Source organism: Pseudomonas sp. NPDC096925 (assembly GCF_044762545.1).
In the GTDB taxonomy this organism is placed as follows: domain Bacteria; phylum Pseudomonadota; class Gammaproteobacteria; order Pseudomonadales; family Pseudomonadaceae; genus Aquipseudomonas.
Genome location: NZ_JBIWEM010000003.1, coordinates 578,618 through 604,509 on the forward strand (window position 1 = coordinate 578,618; position 25,892 = coordinate 604,509).

Genomic DNA, 25,892 nt, shown 5'->3' on the forward strand with positions numbered 1-25,892 from the left:
GATGCTCAGGGCTTTTTTGCCCAGTTCGGCACCTCACGGCGGGCGCCGCTGGCCACCGGCTGCGCTGGCATTGCGCCCCAGTCACCCTGGCCACCCTGTTCGCCAGGGTTACCTGCGCCTTGCTGACCGGGCTGCTGCTCAGGCTGCGGCGGCGCGGAAGGCGGGTTGGCCTGGGGCGTAACGCGGCGGCGATGGCGCAAGGCGAACTCGGCCACTGCATCGACATCGGCTTCTTCGATGGCCGCGCCGCCGCGCCAGGCACAGTGCGCGCGTGCGGCGCGCAGCCAGACCAGGTCGGCGCGCAGGCCGTCGACCCCGGCGGCGTAGCAGCGTTCGGTGATCCAGGCCAGCGCCTGGTCGTCCAGGGCAATGCCGGCCAGGGCGTGGCGCGCCGCCTGGCAGCGCTCGCGCAATTGCGCCTGGGCCTCGGCCCATTGCGCGCAGAAGGCCTGCGGATCGCTGTCAAACGCCAGGCGGCGGCGAATGATCTGCTGACGCGCCTCAGGCTCGGGCCAGCCTTCAAGCGCCACATTCAGGCCAAAGCGATCGAGCAGCTGTGGGCGCAACTCGCCCTCCTCCGGGTTCATGGTGCCGATCAGCACGAAACGGGCACTGTGCCGGTGCGAGATGCCATCACGCTCGACGCGGTTGGTGCCACTGGCGGCCACGTCGAGCAACAGGTCTACCAAGGTGTCAGGCAGCAGATTGACTTCATCGACATACAACACGCCACCATCGGCCTGGGCCAGCACACCCGGGGAAAACTGCGCCTTGCCCTGCCCCAGCGCGGCATCCAGGTCGAGGGTGCCGACCAACCGTTCTTCGCTGGCGCCCAGTGGCAGGGTGACGAACGGTCCCTCACCGAGCAGGTCAGCCAGGCCTCGGGCCAGGGTACTCTTGGCCATGCCGCGCGGCCCCTCGATCAGCACGCCGCCGATCTTCGGGTCGATGGCAGTCAGGCACAGCGCCAGTTTCAGGTCGTCCGCACCGACCACGGCGGCCAGCGGAAATTGCACGGGTTCACTCATTTCAAGCCTGTTCCTCGCCGTCGAGCAGTTGTTCCTCAAGGGCTTCGCGGTACTCGCCCGGCGCCTGCCACAGGCCGCGCTGCTGGGCCTCCAGCAAACGCTCGGTAAGGTCGCGCAGGGCCTCGGGGTTGTGCTCGCGCATGAAATCGCGGGTCGCCGGGTCGAGCACGTAGGCATCGGCCAGCGCCTGGTAATGATGGTCGTCGATCAGTTGCGTGGTGGCGTCGAAGGCGAACAGGTTGTCGACTGTCGCCGCCATCTCGAAGGCGCCTTTGTAGCCATGGCGCTTGACCCCGTCGATCCACTTCGGGTTCAACGCCCGGGCACGGATGACCCGGTTCAACTCTTCCTTGAGGGTACGGATGCGCGGCCGGTCGGCCTGGCTGTGGTCGCCGTGGTAGCTGGCCACTGCCGCACCGGACAAGGTTTCCGATGCCGCCAGCATGCCACCCTGGAACTGGTAATAGTCGTTGGAATCGAGCAGGTCGTGCTCGTGGTTGTCCTGGTTCTGCAGCACCGCCTGCACCTTGGCCAGGCGCTGGGCGAACTGGGCGCGTGCCGGGGTACCGTCGTCGCTGGCGCCGTAGGCATAGCCACCGTGGTTGAGGTAAACCTCGGCCAGGTCGTCGCGGCTGTGCCACAGGCGCCCGTCGATGGCGTTCTGCACTCCGGCACCGTAGGCCCCGGGCTTGGCACCGAACACCCGCCAGCCGGCCTGGCGCGCAGCCTGCTCGGCGTCAACGCCCTGCGCCTGCAGCGCGGCACGCTCGCTACGCACGCGGGCGGCCAAGGGGTTGAGCTCATCGGGTTCGTCCAGCGCGGCCACCGCCTGCACTGCCGCATCGAACAGGCGGATGAGGTTGCCGAAGGCATCACGGAAAAAGCCGGAAACGCGCAAGGTCACGTCCACCCGCGGGCGGTCGAGCAGGCTGAGCGGCAAGATTTCGAAATCGTCGACCCGCTGGCTGCCGGTGGCCCACACCGGTCGCACGCCCATCAGCGCCATGGCCTGGGCGATGTCATCGCCGCCGGTACGCATGGTTGCCGTGCCCCACACCGACAGGCCGAGCTGGCGCAGGTGATCACCGTGGTCCTGCAGGTGGCGCTCGAGGATCAGGTTGGCCGAGGCGAAGCCCAGGCGCCAGGCGGTGGTGGTGGGCAGGTTGCGCACGTCCACGGTGTAGAAATTGCGACCGGTGGGCAGCACGTCCAGGCGCCCACGGCTGGGCGCGCCACTGGGACCGGCGGGCACGAAACGCCCGGCCAGCGCCGCCAGCAGGCCATGCATTTCAGCGCTGCCGCAGGCGTCCAGGCTGGGGGCCACCGCTTCGCGCAGCGCCTGCACCACGTCGTGTACCGGCTGCCATTCGCTCAGGGCCGGTAACTGGGCGGTTCCGCCCAGCGCCTGGTCGATCACCTGCAGCGCCAACAGCTCGAGGCGTTCGCGGGTATCGCCACAGGTGCGCCAGGGCTCGCTGCTCATGGCCTGCAACTGCTCAGGGCGTGCGCCCTGCCATGGCTGGCCAAGTTCGCAATCGAGCGGGTCAAAGCCCGGCACCAGCGCCTTGGCCAGGGCCCGCAGCAGGCTGGCATTGCCGCCGCGACCGTCGCCGCGCTCGACCCGCAACAGCGCCAGCAAGGTATCCAGGCGCAGCCGGCCCTCAGGCGATTGGCCGAACACATGCAGGCCATCGCGAATCTGCGATTCCTTCAAGTCACACAGGTAGGTATCCAGGCGCGGCAGCCACACGGCGGCATCGTCCAGTTGGCCTTCCAGCTGCAGTTCGCGGTCGATGTGGTTGGCCTTGACCAGCTCGAGAATGTCGCGTTGCAACTCGCGGGCCCGCCGCGGGTCGAGCAGCTGTGCTTCGTAGAACTCGTCGGCCAATTGCTCCAGGTGGCGCAACGGGCCATAGGTTTCGGCACGGGTGAGCGGTGGCATCAGGTGGTCGATGATCACCGCCTGGGTGCGGCGCTTGGCCTGGGCCCCCTCGCCCGGGTCGTTGACGATAAACGGGTAGATGTTCGGCAACGGGCCGAGCAAGGCGTCCGGCCAGCACTGCGCCGACAACCCGACGCCCTTGCCGGGCAGCCATTCGAGGTTGCCGTGCTTGCCGACGTGGATCACCGCGTCGGCGGCAAAGGCATGGCGCAACCAGAAGTGAAACGCCAGGTAACCGTGCGGCGGCACCAGGTCGGGGTCGTGGTACACCGCGCTGGGATCCACCTGGTAACCCCGCGCCGGCTGGATGCCGACGAAGGTCAAGCCAAAGCGCAGGCCGGCCACCATCAGCCGGCCACTGCGGTACATCGGGTCCTGCTGCGGCGGCCCCCAGCGCTCCAGCACCGCCTGGCGGTTGGCCTCGGGCAGGCGCTCGAAGGCGGCCTGGTAGTCGGCCAGGCTCAGGCTCTGCGCGCAGGGGCGCAGGTCCAGCTGGTCGAGGTCGTTGGTCACGCCGCCGAGCAACTGGTGGATCAGTTGCGTGCCGCTGCCCGGCAAGTCGGCCAGCGGGTAGCCTTCGGCCTGCAGGGCCTTGAGGATGTTCAGCGCGGCCGCCGGCGTGTCCAGGCCAACGCCGTTGCCTATGCGGCCATCCCGGGTCGGGTAGTTGGCCAGCACCAAGGCCACGCGCTTCTGGGCATTCGGCAGGCGCGCCAGCTCGACCCAGCGACGGGCCAGCTCGGCGACAAAGTCCATGCGTTCGGGGTGAGCGCGGTAGCAGACCACGTCGGACTGGCTGCGCTCGCTGCGCCAGGCCATGTCCTTGAAGCTGATCGGGCGGGTGATGATGCGCCCGTCCAGTTCGGGCAAGGCAATGTGCATGGCCAGGTCACGCGCCCCCAGGCCCTGCTCGCTGGCCTCCCAGCCGGGCTGGTTGTCTTGCGCGCAGATGGCCTGCAGCACCGGAATGTCGCGACGGAACGGGCGCAGGTTGGGGCGTTCGGGGCTGGACAGGGCAAAGCCGGTGGTGTTGACCAGCACCTCGGCACCCACCTCGTCCAGCCAGCCTTCGACCTGCTCCAGGCAGGCACTTTCCTTGAGGCTGGCCACGGCGATCGGCAACGGGTTGAGCCCGGCGGCCTGCAGGCGCTGGCAGAACACGTCGATGAACGCGGTGTTGGCCGCCTGCAAGTGCGAGCGATAGAACAGCAGCGGCGCCACCGGTTGCTCGGGGTGCCACTGCGGGTACCAGTCCTCCAGCGTGGCGCTGCCCTTGGCCGGGTGATACACGGCGGTGCGCGGCAAAGGCTGCGGCTCGTCCCAGGCATAGTCGCGGCCCAGCCACTGGCTGGCCAGACAATTGAACAGGTTGATGGCGTTGGCCTTGCCGCCCTGGCGCAGGTAATGCCAGAGGCGCTCGGCCTGCTCGCCGCTGACGCTGCCCAGGCTGGTCAGCTCCGGGTCCGGGCGGTCGTCGCCCGGTACCAGGATCAGTTGCACGCCACGGCCGGCCAGCTCGACCAGCTGCTCGACGCCATAGCGCCAGTAGCCGACGCCACCGTGCAGCGACACCAGGATGACCTTGGCATGGCGCAGTACCTGGTCGACGTACAGGTCGACCGAGGCATGGTTCTGTACCTGCATCGGGTTGGCCAGGCGCAGGCTGGGGTAATCCTCGGGCAATTGCTCGGCAGTATCGGCGAGCAATGCCAGGTGCGAATCGCCGCTGCAGAGAATCACCAGCTCGGCGGGTGTCTGGCCGAGGTCGGCAATGCTGTCATCCGGCACGAAGCCGCCGGGCTGGGTCCGCAGCAGGTGCACGGGTCAGGCGCCCAGGGCCTGGCGCAGGCGCGCTTCCAGCTGGACAGCGTCGAGGTCCTGGCCGATCAGCACCAGGCGAGTGATGCGCGGCTCGTCGGCTCGCCAGGCGCGGTCGAAGTGCTTGTCGAAACGGGTGCCCACGCCTTGCACCAGCAGGCGCATCGGCTTGCCCGGGATGGCAGCGAAACCTTTGGCGCGCAGGATGCCGAACTCCACTACCAGCTGGGTCAGAGCGTCGAGCAGCAGGCTTTCGTCAGCTTCGGGCAGGTCGATGGAGATCGAATCGAAGGCGTCGTGGTCATGATCGTCATGGTCATCGTCGTCATGGTGCGAATCGTGGTGGGTACGGCGGCCATCGATGTGCGCCTCGGATTCGGCGCCTACGCCCAACAGCACTTCCAGCGGCAGCTTGCCGCTGCTGGCCTCGATCACCTTGACTGCCGGCGGCAGTTCTTCGGCCACTTCGGCGCGGACCTTGGCCAGGCCTTCGGCGTCGATCAGGTCGGCCTTGTTCAGCACCACCAGGTCAGCGCTGGCCAGCTGGTCGGCGAACAGTTCGTGCAGCGGCGATTCGTGGTCCAGGTTAGGGTCGAGCTTGCGCTGGGCATCGACCTGGTCCGGGTAGGCGGCGAAGGTGCCGGCTGCCACGGCCGGGCTGTCGACCACCGTGATCACCGCGTCGACGGTGCAGGCATTGCGGATTTCCGGCCACTGGAAGGCTTGTACCAGCGGTTTGGGCAGGGCCAGGCCGCTGGTTTCGATGAGGATATGGTCCAGGTCGCCACGGCGTGCCACCAGCTCGCGCATCACCGGGAAGAACTCTTCCTGCACGGTGCAGCACAGGCAGCCGTTGGCCAGCTCGTAGACGCGACCGCTGGCTTCTTCCTCGGTGCAACCGATGCTGCACTGCTTGAGGATTTCGCCGTCGATGCCCAGTTCGCCGAACTCGTTGACGATCACCGCAATGCGGCGGCCCTGGGCGTTGTCGAGCATGTGGCGCAGCAAGGTAGTCTTGCCCGAGCCGAGGAAGCCGGTGACGATGGTGACGGGGAGCTTGGCCAGTGTTTTCATGTCGCATTGCCCTTGGCAGATTGGCGCGGGCATGCAGGACGACAGCCGCAGGCCAGGCCGGCCGGGCTTGTTCGCCACCGGATCACCCCGCCCGGTTGAAAGTCGAAAACGTGACGAGGCAGGTCTCCTGGCTCGCACCGTTCCATGTGCCCGCTGGTGCAGCAGGCTGGCGGGATGACGCCTTCCCGCGCGCGGGCGCAGTGGCTGTGTCGATCCGTTGTCGGTGCTTACAGTTGCGGGGGCAGCCGCGGCTTGTACCGCGTTCCCGTCTTAGCTTCGGCCTGGCCGAAGAACCTCGAACTGGCAAGGCTACGCAGTGGCTGGCGGGTGGTCAACCATTGCTGCTGGTGCTTGCCTCGATATGTTCAGCGCCTGGAAGACCTCCGCCGGCAGGAGTTTCGTGACTGGCCGTTCCCGATCCGCCACGGATGTATTATGGTGGCGTGGTGCGCATATAACAGCAGCCCGAGCGATCGGGCACTTGCAAGACAATGAGGGTGTCATGAGCAACGAAAGCATTAATTGGGACAAGCTGGGTTTCGACTACATCAAGACCGACAAACGCTACCTGTCCGTATGGCGCAATGGCGAGTGGGACAAGGGCACCCTGACCGAAGACAACGTACTGCACATCAGTGAAGGCTCCACCGCCCTGCACTATGGCCAGCAGTGCTTCGAGGGCCTGAAGGCCTACCGTTGCAAGGACGGTTCGATCAACCTGTTCCGCCCGGACCAGAACGCTGCCCGCATGCAGCGCAGCTGCGCCCGCCTGCTGATGCCGCAGGTGCCGACCGATGTGTTCATCGAGGCATGCAAGCAAGTGGTCAAGGCCAACGAGAAGTTCGTGCCACCGCACGGCAAAGGCGCCCTCTACCTGCGTCCGTTCGTGATCGGCACCGGTGACAACATTGGCGTGCGCACCGCCCCCGAGTTCATCTTCTCGATCTTCGCCATCCCGGTTGGCTCGTACTTCAAGGGCGGCATGAAGCCGCACAACTTCCAGATCTCCAGCTTCGACCGCGCCGCCCCGCAAGGCACCGGTGCGGCCAAGGTCGGTGGCAACTACGCGGCCAGCCTGCAGCCGGGCGCTGAAGCGAAGAAAGCCAACTTCGCCGACGCCATCTACCTCGACCCGCTGACCCACACCAAGATCGAGGAAGTCGGTTCGGCAAACTTCTTCGGCATCACCGCCAACAACGAGTTCGTCACCCCGAAATCGGCCTCGGTGCTGCCAGGCATCACCCGCCTGTCGCTGATGGAACTGGCGCAATCGCGCCTGGGCCTGACCGTGATCGAAGGCGATGTGGAAATCAACAAGCTGGACCGTTTCGTCGAAGCCGGCGCCTGCGGTACCGCTGCGGTGATCACCCCGATCGGCGGCATCGAGTACAACGGCAAGCTGCACGTGTTCCACGACCTGGAAAAGGTCGGCCCGGTTACCCAGAAGCTCTACAACGAGCTGACCGGTATCCAGAGCGGTGATGTGGAAGCACCGGCAGGCTGGATCGTCAAGGTCGCCTGAGGCGCTTTAGCGGTTTGAAAAACGGGGCATGCCAGCAATGGCATGCCCCGTTTTTCATTGGTTGACGCGGGCACCATTGTGGGAGCGGCCTTGTGTCGCGAAAGGGCCGCAAAGCGGCCCTCGGAATTCAGCGCAGTTGCATAAATGTCTGGGGCTGCTCTGCAGCCCTTTCGCGACACAAGGCCGCTCCCACAATGGGGCCTGCATCGGCAAAACATTTATGCAAGGCGGCGCTGCATCAGCAGGTGCCGGGCTTTGTCGAAGGCCCAGTTGTACAGCACGGTGTAAGGCAAGATGATCACGAAGAAGCCCAACTCCACCATGAACGCCTGCAGCAACGAAATCTCCAGCATCCACGCCGCCACCGGCAGGCACCACACCACCAGCCCGGCCTCGAAGCCCAGGCCGTGCACAAAGCGTGCGCTAGCCCTCCAGTGTATGCGCTCGACCCGCACGTAGCGGTCGACCAGCGCGTTGTAGACCATGTTCCACAGCATGGCGATGACCGACAGGGTCACCGCCAGCGCCCCCGCCGTCGCCAGTGACTTGCCCATGATCCAGGACAACAGCGGCGCACACAGCAGCACGGCGAACACTTCATAACCGACGGCGTGAACCAGGCGTTCGGTGAAAGACACGTTTTTCATTGCAAATTCCATCCATTGCGTGAGACGTGCTTCCTATTTTCTTTGACAGAACCGATACTCGCGAAATAGCTACCATCGGTTTTATCAATAGCATGCGCTACTCACCCGAAGCTCTGGTCGCCTTTGTCGAAGCCGCATCGCTGGGTTCGTTTTCCGCTGCGGCGCGCAAGCTGCGCAAAAGCCAGTCCACTATCAGCATTGCCATCGCCAATTTCGAGGCCGATGTGGGTTGCCCGCTGTTCGACCGTGGCGGCCGCCACCCCTCGCTGAACGAGGCTGGGCGGCAGGTGCTGAGCCATGTCGAGGCGATCCTCGATGCCAGCGCCCGGCTCGATGCCCTGGCGGTGCGCCTGGCAGAAAATGTCGAGGCACTGGTCTCGGTGGTGATGTCGGACAGCTACAGCGTGACCTTCCAGGGCGCGGTGATGGCCCGCTTCGCCCAGCACTATCCGCATACCGAACTGCGCTGCGGCCCGTCGGAAGATGCCGATGTGATCGAGCTGATCCAGCAGGGCCTGGCACACATCGGCATTCTTGCCACGCAACCCAGCTACCCCGCAGACGTTGCCGTGGCGCGCTTGCCCGAGCAGGCCGAGTTTGGCGTGTACGTGGCCAGCGGGCATTCATTGGCAGCTTTGCCTCAGGTGCAGATGCAGCACCTGGAGAGCGTACGGCAGCTGTATATCAAGACCTATGCCCCCAGCCTGCACCACGGTCGCGGCCAGGCCTGGTCGGCACCGGATTACCTCACCCTGCTGGAGTTCGCCGTGCGCGGGTTCGGCTGGGCCGAACTGCCCAGGGCGCTGGTGGCACGGTTTGGCAGTGGGCTGGTGGAGTTGCAGGTGGCCGGGTACCCGCGACGGGTTGACATGGACGTGGCCTGGTCGAGCCGGCGCGCGCTCGGGCCAGCCGGGCAGTGGCTGGTGCGGCAGATGTTGGGGCGGTAGGCTTCTTTCAATTTCACGATTCTGGGGTGCGAGTGGAGCTACCGCATCCGCGCAAGCGGCACGCGCCGCGTTTGCAAAAGCTGCGGGACGAACTGCTGGCGGAACTGACCGGGCCCTGATCATATGGCGGTCAAACAAGGAACCTCGTTCTTCCAGGTAACACCGGGAATCTTTCAGCACCTTGTCGCTGAAGTCCTGACCGAACTCGATCAAATAGGTCAGCCCAATACAATGAAAAGTTCCCATACTTCATTCATACTGACCCTGCTTAAAAAACACCTACATCGATGTATCAGACAGTAGCTGTGAGCTAGGGAGCCTGTATGACTGGTTGGTTTGAACTGAGCACAAGCAGTAATGGACAATACCGGTTTGTTCTGAAAGCAGGTAACGGTGAGACTATTCTCACCAGCGAGCTGTATACGAGCCGGCAGGCAGCGGATAATGGAATCGCGTCCGTTCAGGCCAACAGCCCGCTGGCTGAGCGTTATGAAGAGCGAGTCTCCACTAACGGGAAAGTTTATTTCAACCTGAAAGCCGCCAATCACCAAGTCATTGGCACCAGCCAAATGTACGCAAGCACACAGGCACGTGCTGTCGGTATTGCTTCGGTGAAAACCAACGGCCCTTCGAAAACCGTAAAAGATCTCACCTGAGAGAACCCGTTCGAGCCAGGCCGATATGGCTTGGCTCGCGGGCATGCTCCTGGAACTGTACATAACTCATTGAATTAGCAGGGACCCTGTGGGAGCGACTCTAGCCGCGAACATCGGCGCAGCCGGTGCCGTGCACTGCAGACGCACCAAAAGCGTTTCGCATTGAGCATGCAGGGTCAATCCCCCGCCGCCACATCCACCACCTTCCAGCTGTCATCCGGGTCAAAGCGTTTCATCTCCTTGGCCAGTTTGTCCCCGTGCGGCCCGAGGTCTTTCTCGAACACCTCGCCGTCATGGCTGATCATGAAGCTCATCACCCCGGTGTCATCGTACTTGGCCGGCCAGGCAACCATGGCGAAGCCGCGACTCATCTGGTTGCCGATCAGGTAGCTATAAGCACCGCCGGGGGCAGATGGGCCTTGAGCATCGAGGATGCGGAAGTGATAGCCATACCAGGCGTCGCCGACCATGTCCTGGCCGAACAGCGGGCCCAGCGGGCTGACCTGGCCGTCGCCGTCGTCAGCCCAGTACAGCCCGTCATGCTTGCCGGGCTCGCTGAAGATCTTCTGCGCGTATTCCAGCGCACCGTTGCCATTGTGGTCCTGGGTGGCGTAGTCCATCTGCGCATCGTGGTAGGCCAGCATCGACTGCATGGCACCCAGCTCGTTGCGGCCAATGCGCCGGGCGCGGATTTCGGCGCTGCCGGCCTTGAGGTCGAAACGCCACCCCTGGTTGCCTCTGGTCAACGGTATGGGCAACGTCCAGTGATCACTGCCCACCGCGAGAATGGCCTTGCTCGCCCCCGACATGTCGATGCTGTGCTGCGCACGATACTGTTCCAGGAACGTGTCCACGTCACTGCGTTGCACACCTCCACGCGGTATGTAGGTACGCCAGTCATCGCCCAGCAACTGGGCCAGGCGGGCTTCATCAGGCTTCTCTTGGCCCAGCGCCGCAACAAAGGCGTCCACGGCCTTCTCCGGCGTCGGGAAGGCTTCCTGCGCAGCGGCCTGGGTCGACCAGGCCATACCGGCTGCGAGTACCAGTGCCGCTATCGATTGACGGTTCATCGACGGCCACCTCCCCCGCGGCGTGCGGGCGCACTGGGCCGGGAAATCTGGTGACCGGCAGCACGCGATGCGCTCGGGCGCTGGGCGAACGACTGGCTGGTACGGCCGCGGCTGGCCTGCGCGCTGGTGCGCGAGGGTGAACGCACACCGTCGAAGGCATTGTTACGCGCCCGGCCAGCGGTATTGGAAGGCCGGTTTTGCGCCAGCTGCCGCCCCTGGCCTTCGCCTTGCCTGCGTTGATTCACCTGGTTGTTCTGCTGCCGTGCCTGGGTATGGCGGGTTTCCTGTCGGCGGTCGGTTGCCCTCGGGTTGTCGCTGCGGGGCTGCATGCGGTTGCCGACCGAATTACCCGCCTGCGCTTCGCGCATCTGCTGGCGTGCCTGCCGGTTGCTGGTGGCCGGCCGTTCGATGCCGGCCCGATCCATCGACGCCCTGGCCTTGTCCCGCGCCTGGGCGCGCTGGGCGTCGTCACCGCGGAAGGCAGTACGCTGGGTGGCTCCGTCCAGCTGGCGGCCGTACTGTTGGCGGCTACGGGAGTCGCGGTACGGCACGCCGTCGCGGTTGGCGGCGTTGTGCTGCCATTTTTTCTGGTTGTTGGTGATGCGGTTGTTGCCGTTGATGTTGTTGTAGCGGTTGACGTCGATGTCGATGTCGTTGTTGCCCCAGTCACAGTCGCCCCACAGCGAGGCGACGATTGCCACGCCGGTACCGAAGGCGAGGCCCGCCACCAGCGCGGAACCAGGGTAGTACATGGGCGGTGGCGGATAATACGCTGGCGGCGAGGCCGGGTAGGCCCAGGTGCCGTAGGTGGTGGTCGGGTTGTAGCTGGGCACGTACACCACCTGCGGGTCGGCCGGCTCGATGATGATGGTGGTGGGCGGGCTGCTGGCAGTGACCACCTGGGTGCTGCTGCCGCCGGAGGCCGGTGCTGGTGCGGGCGCAGTCTGCACGGTCACGTTCTGGTACTGGTTGCTCTGCAGGTTGCCGGCGGCCTGGGCCTGGTGACGCAGGCGCTGCACGCCGCCCATGACATCGTCGGGCTGCGCGAGGAAGGCGTCGCCCAGGCGCTGTACCCAGACCGGGTCCTGACCCAGGGTTGCCAGCACCTGCGGGAAGGCCACCAGCGCTTGTACGCTCGGGTCCCAGGGCTGGCTCGCCACCTTCTTGACGGCATCGTCGCCGGAGGCCTTGGGGTTGGCCTTGGACCAGGTCACCGCTTCGCTCACCTGCCCCGGATAAGTCGAGGCCATCAATACCTGGGCCAGCAGCGCATCAGGGTACAGCGCGATGGGCGCGAGCATCTGGTCCAGTTGCTCCTGGGTGAACACCGGGTCCTTGGCTACGACCGTGTCGGCTTGTGGTGCCGGGTCGGGGGCAGGTACGTCTTCTGCCAGCACCAGGCCGGGCATAGCGCTCAGATACAGGACCGCCGACAGGACCGCTGACAATGGCATGCGCATCGCTTCTCCCCTGAGGTCAGAGCACGTGGGTTAAGGGTAGCAACGGCACTGCTTTTGGCCAGATGCGGGGGCCAAACTGTTCGCGCTCTAAGGGTGGGGGTGGTTGCTGCTTTTGAATCTATACCGGGACTGGGCTGACATCTGTAATTGACTGTACCGGACCTTTCGCGGGCACGAGGCCATATTCAAAAAGGAGCCCATCCCGATGAACACGCCCCGCCTCATCGCCGTCATCATGCTCGCCGCGCTCTGCACCTCGGCCTGGGCGGCCACCGACCGCGCCGAACGGCGCCGCGAGGCCCGTGATGTACGGCAGGAAACCCGCCAGGACGCGCGGCAGACCAAACAGGACTGCCGCCACGCCGACCAGCAAAGCAACGCCGGCTGCCGGCAGGACAAACGCCACACCAAGCAGCAAGGCCGTGAGCGCGCCCGCGACATAAAATACTGAGCGGGCGATGCTCAGCCGCCCAGGGCGATGATCGCCATGATCAGCGCCGCCCCGACCGCTGCCAGGACCACGCCGGTCAACAGGGTGCGGCCACCGGAATAGCGTGCCAGCAACCAGCCCGCAAGGAAGAGCATGGCCAGGGCGACCAGGTTCGACACGCGAATGGCCGTACCGGTGGTCTCGATCAGCAGGAATGGAATGACCATCGGGAAGGTTGCCAATACCACCAACAGGAAAGTGGCCAGGGCTGCCTTGAGATCATCCAGCCCCAGGCGTAACGGCAGCGGGCGGGCAGCATCACGCAGCATCCGCCCGCGCAGCATCTCCAGGCCGTCTTCATCCAGTGCCAGGCCGATGCGCTCTGGCAGCGCATCGGCAATCAGCCTGCGCCCCTGGCTGGCTTCACCGGCTTGCAGGCGGGCCAACAGGGTCCGGCTACGGGTGCGCTCGGTCCAGGTACGCAGTAAATAGATGACCGCATCGGCCAGGCCCCAGGCCAGGTTGCAGCCGAACGCGGCGATCAGCATCAGCCGGGCATCTTCGCGCCCGGCCGTGGCCACGCTCAACGAGCCAATGAAGGTCATCGCCATCAACAGGCCGAAGATGACTTCGGTGATACGGTCGATCGGTTCCAGTACGCCCCATTTGCGCGGTTGCTCGGCTTGCCCCATCGCACCCTCCCGGTTCCCCTGGAACCATCGATAGTCACTATCGAGAATGGCAATTTCTGCCGAACCACATGGCCGAATAACCTAGCTCCATCGACTCGCCGCTCACGACCCCGGCCCCTGGAGCTACCTGATGAACACCTTGGCCCGCCAGCTGTCCGCCACCCTTGCCGTTTTTGCCATCGCCATCATCAGCGGCTGTGCCAGCCACCCCGAACTGCGCCCCTACACCGCCGAAGAAACCCGTCAACTGCAACTGGAAGCGCTGCAACGCCGCGGCCTGTCGCTGGACGACTATGAGCAGCAACGGCGGGTGATCCAGCGTGCCGGCAACCTGCCTGTGGTGACCGAAGCCACCGACGCTGACCGTTCGACCAGAGGCTGAGTGAATCGCCAGCGGATGCCTCCCGTAACGGGCTACGAGGTGAGGTTGATCCATTATAGTCAGCCATACACTGCGGGCCTCGACAGCCATGCCCTGCCACGTTCCTCACCCCTTCAACGGCGCGGCGCCAGTGCCAGGGCGATACCGCCCAGCACCACCACGCACGCCACCAGCAAGCGCAGCGACAATGGCTCACCGATCAGGCCAACCCCGCCCAACGCCGCAATCACCGGGACGCTTAGCTGCAGGGTCGCCGCCTGCTGCGCACTGACCTGCCTGACCACGCCGTACCACACGGCATAGCCCGCACCCGAGGCCAGCACGCCGGAGCCCAACGCATACAGCAAACCGGGCGGAGTCAGGTGCAAGCCGGCCCCCAGCGACAGCATAGGTACCAGCAGCACCAGGCAAGGCAGGCTCCGTGCGAAATTGCCGGCAGTATCGGCCAGCGGCCTGGGTGAGCCTTTGCCCAGCAGTGTGTAAACGCCCCAGGCCACGCCGGACAGGGCCATCAGCAAAGCACTGGCAAAGGGTGGCGCCGAGGTACCGGGCAACAGCAGCACCAGCAGGCCGGCAAAGGCGATCAGCATGCCCAGCAGCATCCGCGCGGTGATGCGTTCACCCTTGTACCAGGCGAAGCCGAACATGGTGATCTGCACCGCACCGAACAGCAGCAACGCACCCGCGCCTGCGCCCAGCTGCAGGTAGGCTGCAGAAAACAGGAACGCGTACAGGAACAGGGCCAGGCCGCCCCGCCAGCTGCCCCCCATGGCGAGCGCAGGTTTGCGCAGGCGGAGCAACAGCAGCAGGAACAGTGCACCACTGGCCAGGCGCACCACGGTGAAGGATGCCGGATCGATGGCCCCATCCTTCAGCGCCAGCCGGCAGAACACCGAATTGGCAGCGAAGGCCACCAGGCTGAAAAGTGCAGGCCACACCCAGGCCCGGGTCTTGCGGTCAGCGAGCGTGGTGGTGCCGGTGCTCATGGTGTGGTCACCTCTGAGATCAATTGTTGTTATAGCGGCCATGCTGCTAGGGCCAGCACCGATATACAACACTGTGTTTAGCTGGCGCTACCACCGAATCACCTACATCTACAGCGCTGCTACCGCCTCGATCTCCACCAGCATGCCGTCCAGCGCCAGCCGGGGTACCGGTATCAGCGTGCAGGTCGGTTTCATGGACGAGCCCCAGGCCTTGTCAGCCTCGATTACCCACTCACGCAGGCGCGTTTCGGAATGCTCGACGATCAGCAGGGTCAGCTTGAACACCTGGGCCAGGCTGGCGCCTTTCGAGGCCAAGGCAATCTCCAGGTTGGCCAGCGCCTGGCGCGCCTGCTCGGCGAACAGCGGCGACAGTTGCCCGTTGCGGTTCTCCCCGCCCTGACCGGCGATGAACAGCAGGCGGCTGTCAGCATGAACTTCGGCGACATGGGAATAGGCATTGCCGCTGGGGTCGTACAGGCCTTCGGGGTTGCTCAGCTGGAACGCGGTTGAATGACTCACGGTAAGCCCTCGATCAGTTGAAAGAACGACGGAGTATCGGACCTTGAGTTAACTTGAGGTCAAGCGCGAAAGAGACGGCTAACGCGAAGCGCGGCACCGCAGTGTAGGACGTTTCGCACAGCGCCCTGGCTTTCGTGAACCACGCGTCTGTATGCGCAGTGGCCATCAGGCGCTAGATTGCAAGGCCCGGCATGGAGGCCTGCATGCAACAAGGAAAACACCATGAGCAAACATGAATTTCTACTCGCCTACACCATCAAGCCACGCGACCCGCAGCGGGACGAATACGATGCGGCACAGGCGCGCCAGCATCTGCGCGAGAACATCGGGCTGGACACCGTGGAACACATCGAAACCACCCTGCTCGGGCTGGTGGAACTCGCCGCCATTTCAAAGTCTGACAAGGCCCTCGAAGCCGAGAGGCTTGTCCGTGATCGCATCCACGAGGAGCTCAAGGGCCTGCGGGTATTGTCGAAAGTGAAGTTCTACGGCTGCCTGATGGTGGATGGGCTGGGGCCAGCAATCCGCTTCGACATTGCCTAGCGTATGAGCGGCATCAGGCCCACAGCCTGATGCCGCACACCGTCATTTTTCCTGCAGTACTGCCCTGCCCTTCACCGCGCGAGGCCCGCGCCAGGCCCAGAACAACAAGCCGGGGAATGGCGCGTAGACCACGAAGACGATCCACAGCATCTTGCGCTCGGCGCGCCGGTCACTGCCGATGATGTGCCAGATGGCCCAGATTTCCAGCAGGACCACAAAGGCCGCGATGACGATCCAGATCGTTCCGATTTCCATGAGCGCTCTCCCATTTGGCATGTAATGGGTTGGGTTGCAGAGGCTGCCGAGGGTTCAGATTGATTTGGCTGATCGTACGGCTCCAAGGTATGCGCTCCCACAGGTTGCGCACATGAGTGCCATCTCCACAGGACGCAACGCAGGGGCTTCACTCAATGCTGTGGTGCATTCTCCAGCGCCGCCTTCAACGCCGGCGCATCGGCAAACGCTCGCTGGCTCACCAGCTTGCCCTGCTCCAGCTGCAACCACTGCACCTGGCCATCCTGCCCGGGATAACGGCTGGCCACCCGCCCTTCACGGTCAAGCAGCACCCGGTAGTTGTAATCGCGCATGGCGGGGATGGCGAACAGCTTGCTGATCAGTGCCGGCATGCGCTGGATGTCGGCAACAAACACCGCATCGCGCGCTTCCAGGTAACCCTTGGGCTGTTCGGCCAGTACCGCCTTCACCAGCTTGGCACCGTCCATGTCGCGCGCCACCAGCAGAATGTGTGTACCGGCGTCGAGGCTGTAGGCCTGGTCGTACTGGTCCAGCAGCGTCCACGGGGCGAGCTTGTCGCCGGGTTCCAAGGCACTGGCCAGCAATGGCATCAGACAAAGCAACAGGGCAGCGGCGTATTTCATCAGGGGCATCCTCAGTGACGGGAGCATCAGCATAGCGGCAACGTGCCAAGCCAGACAGGTTGCCTGAATACGACCTGGAATACGACATGGCCACCCGGGAGATTGTCTTTCCCCCGACCTACCGCCACACTCTCCAGGCCAGCCAGGAAGCGGAGTCCAGAGTGCCCACGCCACGCCAGTTCAGCAAGAAGACCAGCACCAGCAACATGCTGCGGCTGAAGTCCACCAGCGCCAATGCCCAGGCCCCCTATCGGGTCGATTTCGTATTGCTCGAACACTTTTCGATGGCCAGCTTCACCGTGGCCATGGACGTACTGGTCACGGCCAACCTGCTGCGCGCCGACAGCTTCCAGTTCACCCCGCTGTCGCTCGAAGGCGACCGCGTGCTCAGCGACCTGGGGTTGGAGCTGGTAGCCACCGAGTTGTCTGCCGAGGCGCTGAAGGAGCTGGACCTGCTGGTGATCTGTGGCGGCTTGCGCACGCCCTTGAAGTACCCGGAGCTTGACCGGCTGCTGGACGATTGCGCGGCCCACGGCATGGCCCTGGGAGGGTTGTGGAATGGCGCGTGGTTCCTCGGCCGCGCCGGGGTGCTGGACGACTATGGCTGCAGTATCCACCCCGAGCAGCGCGCCAGCCTGTCCGAGCGCAGCCCGCAAACGCGGATCACCCCGGCCAGCTTCACCCTCGACCGCGACCGCCTCAGCGCCGCCAGCCCCAATGGCGCCATGGAGCTGATGCTCGGCCTGGTGCGCCGGCTGTATGGCGACGGCCTGGCCGAAGGCGTCGAGGAGATCCTGTCATTCTCCGGTGCCCGCTACCGCCAGGTCGGCCCGGGCGCGAAGAAGTCCATGAGCCTGCACCTGCGCACCATCGTCGAGCTGATGGAGAACAACCTCGAGGAAACCCTCAGCCTCGACCAACTGGCCGCCTACAGCGGGCGCTCGCGCCGGCAGATCGACCGCCTGTTCCAGGCTCAGCTGGGTACTTCGCCGCGACGCTACTACATGGAGTTACGCATTACCAAAAGCCGCCGCCTGCTGCAGTATTCCGACCTGTCGGTGATGGAAGTGGCAGTGGCCTGCGGGTTTGTTTCGGTGTCGCACTTCAGCAAATGCTATGCGGCATACTTTGGCTACCCGCCGTCGCGTGAGCAGCGGTTGGGCGAGTGAGGTTCAAGGCTTGTTGAGGTGTCGCCTGGGCCGGCCCTTTCGCGGGTAAACCCGCTCCCACAGGTACTGTGCGAATCTTTGGGACAGCGGTGATCCTGTGGGAGCGGGTTTACCCGCGAAGAGGCCAGCCAGGCACTGGAAAACCTTCAGGGGCGGCGCTCGATCTGGATGTACCGCAGCACAGCATCACAAATCATGACCTTGTGACGCAGCTTGACCTGCTCATCGGACAGGTCGATCTGGAAGATCTCGCCAAAGGTGTGGCGGTTCGACACCCGGTAGAAGCAGAACGCGCTCATCAGCATGTGCAGGTCGATGACCTCGATACCGGCGCGGAACACACCTTCCTGTACACCGCGACGCAGGGTATTGCCCAAGGCCTCGAGCACCAGGCTGCTCATTTCGCGAATGGCCGGCGACTGCTTGACGTACTCGCCATAGTGGATGTTTTCGGTGCAGATGATCCGCACGAAATCGACGTTGCGGTCGTGGTGATCGAAGGTGAACTCCACCAGCCGGCGAATCGCCTGCTCGGCCGGCAGCGACTCCAGGTCCAGGCTTTGCTCGGTCTTGCGGATATCGCCGTACAGCTTGACCAGGCACTCGCAGTACAGCTGCTCCTTGCTGCCGAAGTAGTAGTAGATCATGCGCTTGGAGGTGGCGGTGCGCTCGGCGATGGCGTCGACGCGGGCACCAGCCAGCCCTTGCTGGACGAACTCGTGGATGGCGGCCTGGAGGATGTCCTCGCGCGTTTTCTCGGGGTTGTTCTTGCGCGTCTTGCGCCCCCCTTCGGTTTCAGGCTGGCCGAGGCTGACTACGGAATCACTCATACCCACTCACAGGCTGTTTATTGGAATACGGGGATTATCCGCGAGCGCGGCCATGCAGGGAAGCGCGCTGTTGGTCGGGTAGCCATCACCCACGGCTGCTGGGGGGCATGCCTTTGGCCGGGTTGGCGCGGTCAGCCAGCGGGCACTGATTGCCGGCGCCACCCGCGCCATCAGCATGGAACTCGTGGTCACGCTGGTGGCAGTGCTGGTCGGTGCCTTGCTTCCCGATGAAGCCGTGAGCCTGTTGCAGGCCGCCGGAGGCCTGGTAATCCTGCTTGGCTGCATGCTGGTACTGGGCCTGCTGCCCACACGCAAACGGCGCCTGCCCAACTGAACGCAGGGGGCAATCGCCTTTGGGCGACGGCCCTGATAAAACAAAAGGATATAAAAATAACAAAATAATCTAACAAACATGCATATTAAAAATTGAAAGCCAAACGCCACCTCCTTAGTCTGGGCACATCGTTTTCCAGCCGATTCAAGGAGCAATACCCATGTCCGCCCGTGCCTTCTCCCCCTGCGCCGTCTGTTGATCGGCGGCTTGCTGGCCAGTGTCGCCAGCACCCTGCTGCCCTGGTCCCAAGCCCTGGCCGACGAAGCCAAGACCCTGCGCATCGGCTACCAGAAATTCAACAGTATCAACATCCTCAAGGGCAGCGGCGCCCTGGAGAAGGCACTGGCGCCGCAAGGCGTGAAAGTCAGCTGGCACGAGTTCGCCGCCGGCCCGCAACTACTCGAAGCCCTGAGCACCGGCGCCATCGACCTCGGCCATGCTGCCGATGCACCCTCGGTGTTCGCCCAGGCCGCGGGCAAGCCGGTGGTGTACCTGGCCGCCGAGCAACCCTACCCGCGCGGCATCGGCCTGGTGGTGCGCGAGCAGGATCACCTGAGCAGCGTGCAAGACCTCAAGGGTAAGCGCGTGGCCACCGGCCGCGGCTGGAACGCCCAGTACCTGCTGGCCGTTGCCCTGGAACAGGCCGGCCTCAGCTACCGGGACATCACCCCGGCCTACGTCAACAACGCCGCCGATGCCGTGGCGGCACTGCAATCGGGCAGCGTCCAGGCCGTGACCCTGTGGGACCCGTTCCTCGCCGCCGCAGAAAGCCAGCCGGGCCTGAAGAACCTGCGCGACGGTAGCGGCTTGTCCAACAACCGCACCTTCTACCTGTCCACCGCCAGCTTCGCCGACCAGCACCGCGCGTTGCTGAAGATCTTCTTTGCCGAACTGGGCAAGGTCAGCCAGTGGGCCAATGCCAAGCCTGCGGAAGTCGCCGCGCTGCTGGCCCCGCAATTGGGGATCAATGCCAACGTACTGCAAGTGGCCAGCGAACGACGCAACTACAACGCCGTGGCCATTACCCCGCAGATCGTTGCCGAGCAACAGAAACTGGCCGATACCTTCCAGGACCTGGGCCTGATTCCACGCAAGCTGCAGGTGGCCGACGCGGTCTACCCGGCTTCCGTCTTGCCTTGAGCGGAGCGCCCCCATGCCCCGCCCGATCCGCTTCAACGCCTTCAGCATGAACGCCGCCAGCCACCAGTCCCCCGGCCTGTGGCGCCACCCGCGCAACACCAGCGTGGCCTTCAACCGCCTGGGTTACTGGACCGACCTGGCCCGCCTGCTCGAACGCGGCCTGTTCGACGCCCTGTTCATCGCCGATGTGCTGGGCATCTACGACGTCTACCAGGGCGGCCCCGAAGCCGCCCTGCGCGGTGGCGTGCAGGTACCGGTCAACGACCCGCTGCTGCTGGTACCAGCCATGGCCGGGGTTACCGAGCACCTGGGCTTCGGCGTCACTTTCTCGCTCACCTACGAACACCCCTATCCGTTCGCCCGGCGCATGTCCACGCTCGACCACCTGAGCAATGGCCGGGTCGGCTGGAACATCGTCACCGGCTACCTTGACAGCGCCGCGCGCAACCTGGGCCTGGCGCACCAGCTGGGCCACGACCAGCGCTATGACCTGGCCGAGGAATACCTGCAGGTGCTTTACAAACTGTGGGAGAAAAGCTGGGACGACGACGCTGTGTTGCTGGAGCGTGACAGCGGGCGATACATCGAACCCGCCCGGGTGCACCCCATCAACCATGTGGGCGAGCACTTCCAGGTGCCAGGCATGCACCTGTGCCAACCTTCGCCACAACGCACGCCGGTGCTGTTCCAGGCAGGTGCTTCGGCACGCGGCCAGCAGTTCGCGGCGCGACATGCCGAATGCGTGTTCATCAGCGGGCCGACGCCCACGGTACTGCGCCGCTACGCCGACGGCATCCGCGAGGCCAGCGAGGCGGCCGGGCGTGGCCGGGACGAGGTGCTGATCTACGCCCAGGCACTGTTGATTGTCGCCCCCACCCGGGAGGCGGCCGAGGCGCGCTTCGCCGAATACCGCCGCTATGTCGACCTGGACGCTGCCCTGGCGCTACTGTCAGGCTGGACCGGCATCGACTTTGCCGGCCTCGACCCCGATGCGCCCATCGAATACGTCGAGAACGATGCCGGTCGCGCAGCCCTGGCAGCCTTCACCGCTGCCGACCCGAACCGCCGCTGGACCGTGCGCGAAGCCGCCGAGTTCGTCGGCCTGGGCGGCCGTGGCCCGGTGCTGGTAGGTGCTGCCAGCGAGGTGGCCGACCAGCTGGAAAGCTGGCTGGACCAGACCGGCATCGATGGCTTCAACCTGACCTACGCGGTGCAACCGGACGACCTGGCCCAGGTGGTCGAGCTGCTGGTGCCCGAACTGCAACGCCGTGGCCGCTACCCGCTGAGCTATGCCGACGGCACCTTGCGCCACAAGCTGTTCGGCCAGGGCGACCGCTTGCAGGAAGGGCACGTTGGCCGCCAGGTTCGCATTCAGCCAGCAAATACCGGGTATTCCAACATTTAATTTGTAGATGGCGCGCGCTCGACCCTATTCTGTCGCCACATCCCCTGCGCCGCACCGGCCGGTGCGGTTCACGGCATGGGGAGAGAACAACAAGTCGAGATCGTCCATGTCGAACCATTCGTACTTCGCCCCCCACGGTGGGCACCCGGCTCAGACCGAGCTGCTGACTGACCGTGCCATGTTCACCGAAGCCTATGCCGTCATCCCCAAGGGCGTGATGCGTGACATCGTCACCAGCCACCTGCCGTTCTGGGACAAGATGCGCATGTGGGTCATCGCCCGCCCGCTGACCGGCTTTGCCGAAACCTTCTCCCAGTACATCGTCGAAGTGGCTCCGGAAGGCGGCAGCGAGCGCCCTGAGCTGGACCCGAACGCCGAAGCCGTGGTGTTCATCGTCGAAGGCGAACTGGACATCACCGTCGAAGGCAAGCACCACACCCTGGTACCGGGCGGCTACGCCTTCCTGGCCCCGGGCGCCGAGTGGAGCCTGCGCAACAACAGCAAGTCCAACGTCACCTTCCACTGGCTGCGCAAGCACTACCAGAAGGTCGAAGGCCTGGACGTTCCCGAGTCGTTCGTTACCCACCGTGACAACGCCACCGTCATCGAGATGCCGGGCACCGAAGGCCGCTGGGTCACCACCCGCTTCGTCGACATGGCCGACATGCGCCACGACATGCACGTGAACATCGTCACCTTCCAGCCGGGCGGGGTGATCCCGTTCGCCGAGACCCACGTGATGGAACACGGCCTGTACGTACTGGAAGGCAAGGCGGTGTACCGCCTGAACCAGGACTGGGTCGAAGTGGAAGCCGGCGACTTCATGTGGCTGCGCGCCTTCTGCCCGCAAGCCTGCTACGCCGGCGGCCCAGGCAAGTTCAGCTACCTGCTGTACAAGGACGTGAACCGTCACGTGCACCTGACGCTGAACCCTAAGCGTTGATGCATTGGGGGGCGCTTTGCGCCCCTTTCGCGACACAAGGCCGCGCCCACAAAAGTACGGTGTATGCCGAACCCTGTGGGAGCGGCCTTGTGTCGCGAAAGGGCTGCAAAGCAGCCCCAGTAGCCGCATACTGAAAATCCTGCCACCCGCGCGGTACCAGCCATGAACCGCTGCCTGCTGCTCGCCGCCCTGCTGCTCTGCCCCCCCGCCCCAGCCGCCGATGACTGGAACCTGGCCTACGACCGCGAAGGCATCCGCGTGTACCTGAGTGGCGTGGCCGACTCGCCCTACCAGCAATTCCGTGGTGTCAGCACCATGAAAGCCAGCATTCGTACGCTCACCGACCTGCAGGAAAACCTGCGGGTGGCCTGCAAGTGGCTGTACGCCTGCGCCGAGATGCGCTTGCTGGATGTGCAAGGCGAAAACACCTGGGTGTACCTGACCACCAACCTGCCGTGGCCGACGATGCCGCGGGACATCGTGCTGAAGGTCACGACCGAACGCCTGGACGACGGCACGCTGCTGCGCCACCTGAGCGCCGAGCCCGGCAGGATCCCCAAGGTAAAGGGACTGATCCGGGTACAGCAGCTCAGCGGCGAGTGGCGGATGAAACCACTGGGGGAGCGCAAGACCGAAGTGACCTACCAACTGCAGGCCGACCCTGCCGGAGATGTGCCGGGGTGGCTGGCCAACCGGTTTGTGGTGGATGCGCCAGTGGTGACGTTGCGTACCTTGCGGGCGGTGGCCGAGCGCCAGCCCTAGAGGGTATTGAAATGCCTGCGCCGGCCCGCGTTCCACCGCAAGTGAAAGTTTGCGCAATGCACCTGCCAGAAGGCTTGCCCCAGCGGTCACATCTTGTAGGTCGAGAGCAGGATACTGGTCTCGGTGTTTTCGATGTGCGGTATCGAGCGGATGGCGTTCAACGCCCGGTCGAAGGCCTCCAGGGTGTCTGCACGCAGCTCTGCCATCAGGTCCCAGCGGCCATTGGTGCTATGGATGGCCACCACGTTGGGATGCCCGCGCAGCGCGTGCTTGACCTCTGCGGCGTGGTGGCCGCTGATGCCGATGCTGGTGATTGCCCGCACGCCCTGCTCCAGCGCATCGGCGCGCAGGCGTACCGTGTAGCCGATGATCACGCCCTGCTCTTCGAGCCGGGTGATGCGGTTTTGCACGGTTGCCCTGGCCACCTTGAGCTTCTTCGCCAGGGTCAGCACGGGGATGCGCGCGTTGTCGCGCAACAGCGCAATCAATTCCCGATCGATAGTATCCATGGATGCCTGCCAGATAATCAGATTGCCATGCTTGGGTGACAAATTGTCTAGAAAGCTGATGAAACTGGCAACCTGCTCTCTTCATCTTGACGCAGCCTGTCATCAGAATGCTCACGTCACTCCAACAATCTCAGGCGTTCGTCCTCCAGGTCAGCGGGGTGACGGCGCAATAACAAGGTGCAAGAGCATGACGTATTTCATTGATGTTCCAACCATGTCGGACCTGGTACATGACATTGGCGTAGCGCCGTTCATTGGCGAACTGGCCGCAGCCATTCGTGAAGATTACAAACGCTGGCAGGAGTTTGATAAATCCGCACGTGTTGCCAGCCATTCGGAAGTCGGCGTGATCGAACTGATGCCGGTCGCCGACAACAGCCGCTACGCCTTCAAATACGTCAACGGCCACCCGGCCAACACCGCCCGCGACCTGCATACGGTGATGGCCTTCGGCGTGCTGGCCGATGTCGACACCGGCTACCCGGTGTTGCTGTCCGAACTGACCATCGCCACCGCGCTGCGCACCGCAGCCACCTCGCTGATGGCAGCCCAGGCGCTGGCCCGGCCAAACTCACGCAGGATGGCGCTGATCGGCAACGGCGCGCAAAGCGAATTCCAGGCACTGGCCTTCCACAAGCACCTGGGCATCGAAGAAATCGTCGCCTACGACACCGACCCGCTCGCCACCGCCAAGCTGATCGCCAACCTCAAGGAGTACAGCAGCCTCACCATCCGCCGCGCCGGTTCGGTGGCAGAAGCGGTGAAAGGCGTGGACATCATCACCACGGTGACCGCCGACAAGGCCTACGCCACCATCATCACCCCCGACATGCTCGAACCCGGCATGCACCTGAATGCCGTGGGTGGCGACTGCCCGGGCAAGACCGAGCTGCATGCCGATGTGCTGCGCAACGCCCGGGTGTTCGTCGAGTACGAGCCGCAAACCCGCATCGAAGGTGACATCCAGCAGTTGCCGGCGGACTTCCCGGTGGTCGACCTGTGGCGCGTGCTGCGCGGTGAAGCCGAGGGCCGCCAGAGCGACAACCAGGTCACCGTGTTCGACTCGGTGGGCTTCGCCCTGGAAGACTACACCGTACTGCGGTACGTACTACAGCAAGCCGAAAAACGTGGCATGGGTAGCAAGATCGACCTGGTGCCATGGGTGGAAGATGACCCGAAAGACCTGTTCAGCCATACCCGCGGCCGCGCTGCCAAGAGCCGCATCCGACGCGTTGCCTGACGACCCTGCACACGCCGATCTGCGATGGGCCGCCAAGCGGCCCCAACCCTGTCAGATCCCGCCGCCTGCAAGCAATTGCGTCATCACCTCGGCCAGCGCCTTGACCATCACATCCGCCGTCGGCCGGTGGACAATGACGATTTCATAGCTGTCTACCTCCGGCAGCCCCTGTTCGGCCCCCAGCACCCGGTGCTCGCCAGTGGCCGCCCGTGGCGGCAGCAGGCTGACGCCCATGCCATCGGCGACTGCAGCCTGGATACCGCTGAGGCTGGAGCTGGTGAAGCTGATACGCCAGCGCCGGCCGATGCCTTCGATGGCCGTTATCATGTCGTCGCGGTACAGGCCACGAGGCGGGAACGTCACCAGCGGGATCGGGTCCAGCTCGAAGGCGGGCGTGCGCGCACTGTCGATCCACTGCAGGCGCTCGGGCCAGCAGGCCACACCTTCGCGGCTGTTGCGCCGCTGCTTGAGCAACACCAGGTCGAGCTCACCGTTGTCGTAGGCCTGGCTGAGGTCGCGGCACAGGCCGCTGGTCACTTCCAGCTTCACCTGCGGGTGCAGCCGACTGAACGCCGACAGCGCATTGGTGGTACGCCCGCCCACGAAGTCCTCGGGCACGCCAAGGCGCACGGTCACGCCAACCATCGCCCCGGCCAAGGCTTCGAGCATCTGGTCGTTGAGGGCCAGCATGTGCCGGGCATAGCCGAGCAGGGTCTGCCCGGCATCGGTCGGCAGCACATCGCGATTGCCACGCACCAGCAGGCGGTGGCCAACCATATCCTCAAGGCGGCGCACCTTCTGGCTGATGGTCGATTGAGTGGAGTGCAGACGGGCTGCAGCCGTGGTGAAGCTGCCGCAGTCAGCCACCACGACAATGGCGCGCAACAGGTCGAGGTCGAACAGGGCCCTATTCGATTTCACGCTGATGGACATCTTGGTATTCGACTTCTGAATGACAAGACTGAC

At 64.5% G+C, this 25,892-nt stretch carries 27 protein-coding genes and 1 riboswitch; of the genes, 13 read left to right on the forward strand and 14 right to left on the reverse strand.

All coding sequences use genetic code 11. The features are described from left to right. Positions 1-5 precede the first annotated feature (5 nt). Genes ACIQYU_RS13040 through cobW form a run of 3 tightly spaced genes read right to left on the reverse strand, consistent with a single transcriptional unit; the run spans position 6 to position 5,862 of the window. Entirely contained in the window at positions 6-1,028 is a 1,023-nt protein-coding gene (locus ACIQYU_RS13040; RefSeq protein ID WP_402800208.1) for an ATP-binding protein, read from the reverse strand. Between the two features lies 1 nt (position 1,029). Next, positions 1,030-4,791, reverse strand: a complete 3,762-nt coding sequence (cobN, locus tag ACIQYU_RS13045; protein WP_233694467.1) for a cobaltochelatase subunit CobN — start codon at positions 4,789-4,791, stop codon at positions 1,030-1,032. Between the two features lie 3 nt (positions 4,792-4,794). Continuing rightward, positions 4,795-5,862, reverse strand: coding sequence for a cobalamin biosynthesis protein CobW (gene cobW / locus ACIQYU_RS13050; RefSeq protein ID WP_207833274.1), 1,068 nt, complete (start codon positions 5,860-5,862; stop codon positions 4,795-4,797). 99 nt (positions 5,863-5,961) lie between these two features. Next, positions 5,962-6,175: riboswitch (cobalamin riboswitch) on the reverse strand. A 189-nt stretch (positions 6,176-6,364) separates the two neighbouring features. On the opposite strand from cobW, the gene ACIQYU_RS13055 reads away from it, so the two are divergent. Further along, entirely contained in the window at positions 6,365-7,384 is a 1,020-nt protein-coding gene (locus ACIQYU_RS13055; protein ID WP_046614378.1) for a branched-chain amino acid aminotransferase, read from the forward strand. A gap of 218 nt (positions 7,385-7,602) precedes the next feature. On the opposite strand, the gene ACIQYU_RS13060 is transcribed toward ACIQYU_RS13055, so the two are convergent. Beyond that, entirely contained in the window at positions 7,603-8,031 is a 429-nt protein-coding gene (locus tag ACIQYU_RS13060) for a multidrug/biocide efflux PACE transporter (protein WP_233687643.1), read from the reverse strand. Between the two features lie 92 nt (positions 8,032-8,123). Between ACIQYU_RS13060 and ACIQYU_RS13065 the strand changes: the two genes are divergently transcribed. Together ACIQYU_RS13065 and ACIQYU_RS13070 are read left to right on the forward strand one after the other, a co-directional pair. Then, on the forward strand, positions 8,124-8,978 hold the full coding sequence (locus ACIQYU_RS13065) for a LysR family transcriptional regulator (protein ID WP_233687642.1): 855 nt from the start codon (positions 8,124-8,126) through the stop codon (positions 8,976-8,978). 323 nt (positions 8,979-9,301) lie between these two features. Beyond that, entirely contained in the window at positions 9,302-9,634 is a 333-nt protein-coding gene (locus ACIQYU_RS13070) for a YegP family protein (RefSeq protein ID WP_207833267.1), read from the forward strand. A gap of 176 nt (positions 9,635-9,810) precedes the next feature. Here the strand turns inward: ACIQYU_RS13070 and ACIQYU_RS13075 are convergent, their stop codons facing one another. After that, positions 9,811-10,704, reverse strand: a complete 894-nt coding sequence (locus ACIQYU_RS13075; RefSeq protein WP_233687641.1) for a DUF2950 domain-containing protein — start codon at positions 10,702-10,704, stop codon at positions 9,811-9,813. Further along, a complete protein-coding gene (locus ACIQYU_RS13080; RefSeq protein ID WP_402800215.1) occupies positions 10,701-12,164 on the reverse strand; it encodes a DUF3300 domain-containing protein in 1,464 nt (487 codons plus the stop codon). The genes ACIQYU_RS13075 and ACIQYU_RS13080 overlap by 4 nt, the downstream gene beginning before the upstream one ends. A gap of 205 nt (positions 12,165-12,369) precedes the next feature. On the opposite strand from ACIQYU_RS13080, the gene ACIQYU_RS13085 reads away from it, so the two are divergent. After that, the gene (locus ACIQYU_RS13085) at positions 12,370-12,615 is read left to right on the forward strand and encodes a hypothetical protein (protein WP_207833260.1); all 246 of its coding nucleotides are present in this window, start codon (positions 12,370-12,372) and stop codon (positions 12,613-12,615) included. 11 nt (positions 12,616-12,626) lie between these two features. On the opposite strand, the gene ACIQYU_RS13090 is transcribed toward ACIQYU_RS13085, so the two are convergent. After that, the gene (locus ACIQYU_RS13090) at positions 12,627-13,286 is read right to left on the reverse strand and encodes a VIT1/CCC1 transporter family protein (RefSeq protein ID WP_207833258.1); all 660 of its coding nucleotides are present in this window, start codon (positions 13,284-13,286) and stop codon (positions 12,627-12,629) included. A 130-nt stretch (positions 13,287-13,416) separates the two neighbouring features. On the opposite strand from ACIQYU_RS13090, the gene ACIQYU_RS13095 reads away from it, so the two are divergent. Further along, on the forward strand, positions 13,417-13,668 hold the full coding sequence (locus tag ACIQYU_RS13095; protein ID WP_207833256.1) for a hypothetical protein: 252 nt from the start codon (positions 13,417-13,419) through the stop codon (positions 13,666-13,668). A 113-nt stretch (positions 13,669-13,781) separates the two neighbouring features. Here the strand turns inward: ACIQYU_RS13095 and ACIQYU_RS13100 are convergent, their stop codons facing one another. Both ACIQYU_RS13100 and ACIQYU_RS13105 read right to left on the reverse strand, forming a co-directional pair. Beyond that, positions 13,782-14,654, reverse strand: coding sequence for a DMT family transporter (locus ACIQYU_RS13100; RefSeq protein WP_402800218.1), 873 nt, complete (start codon positions 14,652-14,654; stop codon positions 13,782-13,784). A gap of 108 nt (positions 14,655-14,762) precedes the next feature. Then, complete coding sequence (locus ACIQYU_RS13105) at positions 14,763-15,173, reverse strand: RidA family protein (RefSeq protein ID WP_063914306.1); 411 nt, start codon at positions 15,171-15,173, stop codon at positions 14,763-14,765. 222 nt (positions 15,174-15,395) lie between these two features. On the opposite strand from ACIQYU_RS13105, the gene ACIQYU_RS13110 reads away from it, so the two are divergent. After that, a complete protein-coding gene (locus ACIQYU_RS13110) occupies positions 15,396-15,716 on the forward strand; it encodes a hypothetical protein (RefSeq protein WP_207833252.1) in 321 nt (106 codons plus the stop codon). A 42-nt stretch (positions 15,717-15,758) separates the two neighbouring features. On the opposite strand, the gene ACIQYU_RS13115 is transcribed toward ACIQYU_RS13110, so the two are convergent. After that, a complete protein-coding gene (locus tag ACIQYU_RS13115; RefSeq protein ID WP_063914308.1) occupies positions 15,759-15,971 on the reverse strand; it encodes a PLDc N-terminal domain-containing protein in 213 nt (70 codons plus the stop codon). Positions 15,972-16,123: 152 nt separating this feature from the next. After that, entirely contained in the window at positions 16,124-16,594 is a 471-nt protein-coding gene (locus ACIQYU_RS13120; RefSeq protein WP_233694463.1) for an FAD/FMN-containing dehydrogenase, read from the reverse strand. 161 nt (positions 16,595-16,755) lie between these two features. Here ACIQYU_RS13120 and ACIQYU_RS13125 point away from each other — a divergent pair, with 161 nt between their 5' ends. Next, positions 16,756-17,763, forward strand: coding sequence for a GlxA family transcriptional regulator (locus tag ACIQYU_RS13125; protein ID WP_063914310.1), 1,008 nt, complete (start codon positions 16,756-16,758; stop codon positions 17,761-17,763). 146 nt (positions 17,764-17,909) lie between these two features. Here the strand turns inward: ACIQYU_RS13125 and ACIQYU_RS13130 are convergent, their stop codons facing one another. Next, positions 17,910-18,593 (reverse strand): TetR/AcrR family transcriptional regulator, encoded by a 684-nt coding sequence (locus ACIQYU_RS13130; RefSeq protein ID WP_207833248.1) that lies wholly within the window; start codon positions 18,591-18,593, stop codon positions 17,910-17,912. 175 nt (positions 18,594-18,768) lie between these two features. Between ACIQYU_RS13130 and ACIQYU_RS13135 the strand changes: the two genes are divergently transcribed. From ACIQYU_RS13135 to ACIQYU_RS13155, 5 genes are all read left to right on the forward strand, one after another. Continuing rightward, positions 18,769-18,927, forward strand: a complete 159-nt coding sequence (locus ACIQYU_RS13135; RefSeq protein ID WP_402800225.1) for a hypothetical protein — start codon at positions 18,769-18,771, stop codon at positions 18,925-18,927. Between the two features lie 195 nt (positions 18,928-19,122). After that, a complete protein-coding gene (locus ACIQYU_RS13140) occupies positions 19,123-20,067 on the forward strand; it encodes an aliphatic sulfonate ABC transporter substrate-binding protein (protein WP_402800228.1) in 945 nt (314 codons plus the stop codon). A 13-nt stretch (positions 20,068-20,080) separates the two neighbouring features. Next, positions 20,081-21,472: an LLM class flavin-dependent oxidoreductase gene (locus ACIQYU_RS13145; protein ID WP_402800231.1), complete on the forward strand. Its 1,392-nt coding sequence runs from the start codon at positions 20,081-20,083 to the stop codon at positions 21,470-21,472. Between the two features lie 106 nt (positions 21,473-21,578). After that, the gene (locus ACIQYU_RS13150) at positions 21,579-22,415 is read left to right on the forward strand and encodes a bifunctional allantoicase/(S)-ureidoglycine aminohydrolase (protein ID WP_013972924.1); all 837 of its coding nucleotides are present in this window, start codon (positions 21,579-21,581) and stop codon (positions 22,413-22,415) included. A gap of 162 nt (positions 22,416-22,577) precedes the next feature. After that, the gene (locus tag ACIQYU_RS13155) at positions 22,578-23,177 is read left to right on the forward strand and encodes an START domain-containing protein (RefSeq protein WP_207833242.1); all 600 of its coding nucleotides are present in this window, start codon (positions 22,578-22,580) and stop codon (positions 23,175-23,177) included. An 86-nt stretch (positions 23,178-23,263) separates the two neighbouring features. On the opposite strand, the gene ACIQYU_RS13160 is transcribed toward ACIQYU_RS13155, so the two are convergent. Then, the gene (locus tag ACIQYU_RS13160) at positions 23,264-23,686 is read right to left on the reverse strand and encodes an Lrp/AsnC family transcriptional regulator (protein ID WP_207833240.1); all 423 of its coding nucleotides are present in this window, start codon (positions 23,684-23,686) and stop codon (positions 23,264-23,266) included. A 187-nt stretch (positions 23,687-23,873) separates the two neighbouring features. Between ACIQYU_RS13160 and ACIQYU_RS13165 the strand changes: the two genes are divergently transcribed. After that, the gene (locus ACIQYU_RS13165) at positions 23,874-24,926 is read left to right on the forward strand and encodes an ornithine cyclodeaminase (RefSeq protein ID WP_233694461.1); all 1,053 of its coding nucleotides are present in this window, start codon (positions 23,874-23,876) and stop codon (positions 24,924-24,926) included. A 51-nt stretch (positions 24,927-24,977) separates the two neighbouring features. Here ACIQYU_RS13165 and ACIQYU_RS13170 read toward each other — a convergent pair whose 3' ends face one another. After that, positions 24,978-25,859, reverse strand: coding sequence for a LysR substrate-binding domain-containing protein (locus ACIQYU_RS13170; RefSeq protein ID WP_063914323.1), 882 nt, complete (start codon positions 25,857-25,859; stop codon positions 24,978-24,980). Positions 25,860-25,892: the final 33 nt, after the last annotated feature.

Bases quoted from the DNA above. Each gene is read 5' to 3' on its own strand.
- ACIQYU_RS13040 (WP_402800208.1), bottom strand. From the start codon at position 1,028: ATGAGTGAACCCGTGCAATTTCCGCTGGCCGCCGTGGTCGGTGCGGAC.
- cobW (WP_207833274.1), bottom strand. From the start codon at position 5,862: ATGAAAACACTGGCCAAGCTCCCCGTCACCATCGTCACCGGCTTCCTC.
- ACIQYU_RS13055 (WP_046614378.1), top strand. From the start codon at position 6,365: ATGAGCAACGAAAGCATTAATTGGGACAAGCTGGGTTTCGACTACATC.
- ACIQYU_RS13060 (WP_233687643.1), bottom strand. From the start codon at position 8,031: ATGAAAAACGTGTCTTTCACCGAACGCCTGGTTCACGCCGTCGGTTAT.
- ACIQYU_RS13065 (WP_233687642.1), top strand. From the start codon at position 8,124: ATGCGCTACTCACCCGAAGCTCTGGTCGCCTTTGTCGAAGCCGCATCG.
- ACIQYU_RS13070 (WP_207833267.1), top strand. From the start codon at position 9,302: ATGACTGGTTGGTTTGAACTGAGCACAAGCAGTAATGGACAATACCGG.
- ACIQYU_RS13075 (WP_233687641.1), bottom strand. From the start codon at position 10,704: ATGAACCGTCAATCGATAGCGGCACTGGTACTCGCAGCCGGTATGGCC.
- ACIQYU_RS13080 (WP_402800215.1), bottom strand. From the start codon at position 12,164: ATGCGCATGCCATTGTCAGCGGTCCTGTCGGCGGTCCTGTATCTGAGC.
- ACIQYU_RS13085 (WP_207833260.1), top strand. From the start codon at position 12,370: ATGAACACGCCCCGCCTCATCGCCGTCATCATGCTCGCCGCGCTCTGC.
- ACIQYU_RS13090 (WP_207833258.1), bottom strand. From the start codon at position 13,286: ATGGGGCAAGCCGAGCAACCGCGCAAATGGGGCGTACTGGAACCGATC.
- ACIQYU_RS13095 (WP_207833256.1), top strand. From the start codon at position 13,417: ATGAACACCTTGGCCCGCCAGCTGTCCGCCACCCTTGCCGTTTTTGCC.
- ACIQYU_RS13100 (WP_402800218.1), bottom strand. From the start codon at position 14,654: ATGAGCACCGGCACCACCACGCTCGCTGACCGCAAGACCCGGGCCTGG.
- ACIQYU_RS13110 (WP_207833252.1), top strand. From the start codon at position 15,396: ATGAGCAAACATGAATTTCTACTCGCCTACACCATCAAGCCACGCGAC.
- ACIQYU_RS13115 (WP_063914308.1), bottom strand. From the start codon at position 15,971: ATGGAAATCGGAACGATCTGGATCGTCATCGCGGCCTTTGTGGTCCTG.
- ACIQYU_RS13120 (WP_233694463.1), bottom strand. From the start codon at position 16,594: ATGAAATACGCCGCTGCCCTGTTGCTTTGTCTGATGCCATTGCTGGCC.
- ACIQYU_RS13130 (WP_207833248.1), bottom strand. From the start codon at position 18,593: ATGAGTGATTCCGTAGTCAGCCTCGGCCAGCCTGAAACCGAAGGGGGG.
- ACIQYU_RS13135 (WP_402800225.1), top strand. From the start codon at position 18,769: ATGGAACTCGTGGTCACGCTGGTGGCAGTGCTGGTCGGTGCCTTGCTT.
- ACIQYU_RS13145 (WP_402800231.1), top strand. From the start codon at position 20,081: ATGCCCCGCCCGATCCGCTTCAACGCCTTCAGCATGAACGCCGCCAGC.
- ACIQYU_RS13150 (WP_013972924.1), top strand. From the start codon at position 21,579: ATGTCGAACCATTCGTACTTCGCCCCCCACGGTGGGCACCCGGCTCAG.
- ACIQYU_RS13155 (WP_207833242.1), top strand. From the start codon at position 22,578: ATGAACCGCTGCCTGCTGCTCGCCGCCCTGCTGCTCTGCCCCCCCGCC.
- ACIQYU_RS13160 (WP_207833240.1), bottom strand. From the start codon at position 23,686: ATGGATACTATCGATCGGGAATTGATTGCGCTGTTGCGCGACAACGCG.
- ACIQYU_RS13165 (WP_233694461.1), top strand. From the start codon at position 23,874: ATGACGTATTTCATTGATGTTCCAACCATGTCGGACCTGGTACATGAC.
- ACIQYU_RS13170 (WP_063914323.1), bottom strand. From the start codon at position 25,859: ATGTCCATCAGCGTGAAATCGAATAGGGCCCTGTTCGACCTCGACCTG.